Source organism: Brevundimonas sp. P7753, assembly GCF_013386595.1.
Lineage (GTDB): Bacteria > Pseudomonadota > Alphaproteobacteria > Caulobacterales > Caulobacteraceae > Brevundimonas > Brevundimonas bullata.
The window spans coordinates 2,501-5,429 of the sequence record NZ_JACARP010000070.1 but is presented as its reverse complement, the minus strand read 5'-3'; the positions used below and the strand labels follow the sequence as shown (position 1 = coordinate 5,429).

Genomic DNA, 2,929 nt, shown 5'->3' with positions numbered 1-2,929 from the left:
AAGGCGGGCGAGACAGGACAGCAAAAACCCCCGCAGTTTTGTCTGCGGGGATTTTTGTGATGCTTGGGTGCGGGAGCAGGATTTGAACCTGCGACCTTCAGGTTATGAGCCTGACGAGCTACCGGGCTGCTCCATCCCGCGGCAAGGCGGTGTGCGAAGGAAGAATAAGGTTCGAGACCTGTCCTGAAGTAGGCCGAAGGCCGGTAGGACAAGAATACTGAGAAGACTGATTTATGTGTTCGGTAGACCCCGCGGCGACCTACTCTCCCGCGCCTTGAGACGAAGTACCATTGGCTCTGGAGGGCTTAACGACCGAGTTCGGAATGGGATCGGGTGTGGAACCTCCGACATAGCCACGGGGTCAACCGAACACATAAAAAAGCATCCGGGCTCAAGAAGTGCGAATGCACGTTAGCCCGAATATAATGAGAAGACATCGTCGCGTTTTGTATATCGGCAAGTAAAACCGAATGAGTTTTGCTGAGAAACGATCAAGCCGATCGGATTATTAGTACCAGTAAGCTTCATGCGTCGCCGCACTTCCACACCTGGCCTATCAACGTGGTAGTCTTCCACGATCCTCAGCGAAGCCTTGTTTTGAGGTTAGTTTCCCGCTTAGATGCTTTCAGCGGTTATCTATTCCATACTTAGCTACCCTGCTGCGCGGCTGGCGCCACGACAGGTCCACCAGAGGTATGTCCATCCCGGTCCTCTCGTACTAGGGACAGATCCTCTCAAGCTTCGAACACCCACGGCAGATAGGGACCAAACTGTCTCACGACGTTCTGAACCCAGCTCACGTACCACTTTAAATGGCGAACAGCCATACCCTTGGGACCTGCTCCAGCCCCAGGATGTGATGAGCCGACATCGAGGTGCCAAACTTTGCCGTCGATATGGACTCTTGGGCAAAATCAGCCTGTTATCCCTAGAGTACCTTTTATCCGTTGAGCGATGGCCCTTCCACTCGGGACCACCGGATCACTATGGCCGACTTTCGTCTCTGCTCGACTTGTCAGTCTCGCAGTCAGGCGGGCTTATGCCATTGCACTCGACGACCGATTTCCGACCGGTCTGAGCCCACCATCGCGCGCCTCCGTTACACTTTAGGAGGCGACCGCCCCAGTCAAACTACCCACCACGCCATGTCCCGGATCCGGATAACGGATCTCGGTTAGACGTCAACGACAGTAAGGGTGGTATTTCAAGGATGGCTCCACCAGAGCTGGCGCCCCGGTTTCATAGCCTCCCACCTATCCTACACATACGGTCGCTAACGCCAAGGCGAAGCTATAGTAAAGGTTCATAGGGTCTTTCCGTCTGACCGCGGGAACCCCGCATCTTCACGGGGAATTCAATTTCACTGAGCCTGTGCTGGAGACAGTGGGGAAGTCGTTACGCCATTCGTGCAGGTCGGAACTTACCCGACAAGGAATTTCGCTACCTTAGGACCGTTATAGTTACGGCCGCCGTTTACCTGGGCTTCAGTTCGGAGCTTTCACTCCTCCCTTTAACCTTCAGGCACCGGGCAGGCGTCAGACCCTATACGTCGCATTGCTGCTTCGCAGAGCCCTGTGTTTTTGCTAAACAGTCGCTACCCCCTGGCTTGTGCCACTCATTCCCAGTTGCCTGGGGTGAGTCACGCTTATTCCGAAGTTACGCGTGCAATTTGCCGAGTTCCTTCAGCACAGTTCTCTCAAGCGCCTTGGTATGCTCTACCTGACCACCTGTGTCGGTTTCGGGTACGGTCTCTGCTGGAGTTATTTCCAGGGACAACGCCCCTGCAAGGACAATCCAATAAGCCCTTACAAGTTATGCCATCCGTCACTTCCAGCTGGTGCAGGAATATTTACCTGCTTCCCATCGACTACGCTTTTCAGCCTCGCCTTAGGGGCCGACTAACCCTGCGCAGATTAGCTTTACGCAGGAACCCTTGGTCTTTCGGCGACAGTGTTTCTCACACTGTTTATCGTTACTCATGTCAGCATTCTCACTTCCGATACCTCCAGCCAACCTCACGGTTGACCTTCACAGGCTTACGGAACGCTCCGCTACCGCTTGCAGTAAACTGCAAACCCATATCTTCGGTGCATGGCTTTAGCCCCGTTACATTTTCCGCGCAGGATCGCTTGATCAGTGAGCTGTTACGCTTTCTTTAAAGGATGGCTGCTTCTAAGCCAACCTCCTGATTGTCAAAGCAATCCCACATCGTTTCCCACTTAGCCATGACTTGGGGACCTTAGATGATGGTTAGGGTTGTTTCCCTTTTCACGACGGACGTTAGCACCCGCCGTGTGTCTGCCCGATAGTTCTCTTGGGTATTCGGAGTTTGGTTAGTATTGGTACCGCTCGCGCAGCCCGCAACCATCCAGTGCTCTACCCCCCAAGGAATTCGTCGGACGCTCTACCTAAATAGATTTCGCGGAGAACCAGCTATGTCTAGGTTTGATTGGCCTTTCACCCCTATCCACAAGTCATCCCAGAATTTTTCAACATTCACGGGTTCGGTCCTCCAGTTAGTGTTACCTAACCTTCAACCTGCTCATGGATAGATCACCTAGTTTCGGGTCGTCATACGTCGAACTTAGCGCCCTATTCAGACTCGCTTTCGCTACGCCTACACCTAACGGCTTAAGCTTGCTCGACACATGAAGTCGCTGACCCATTATACAAAAGGTACGCCGTCACCCCGCTTGGGGGCTCCGACTGCTTGTAGGCTTCCGATTTCAGGATCTGTTTCACTCCCCTTGTCGGGGTGCTTTTCACCTTTCCCTCACGGTACTTGTTCACTATCGGTCGTAGAGGAGTACTTAGGCTTGGAGGGTGGTCCCCCCATGTTCAGACAGGATTTCACGTGTCCCGCCCTACTCGAGTCTCTTGCTGTTTGACGGCTACGGGGCTGTCACCCGCTATGGCCAAGCTTTCCAGC

General features: G+C 53.6%; 1 tRNA gene and 2 rRNA genes (1 of these 3 only partly in view). All 3 read right to left on the bottom strand.

Going from position 1 to position 2,929, the window contains the following annotated elements:
- Positions 1–64: 64 nt before the first annotated feature.
- Positions 65–141 (bottom strand) — tRNA-Met (locus HX774_RS13705).
- Positions 142–246: 105 nt separating this feature from the next.
- Positions 247–361 (bottom strand): 5S ribosomal RNA (rrf, locus tag HX774_RS13700).
- Between the two features lie 126 nt (positions 362–487).
- Positions 488–2,929 (bottom strand): 23S ribosomal RNA (locus tag HX774_RS13695) (it continues 344 nt past the right edge of the window).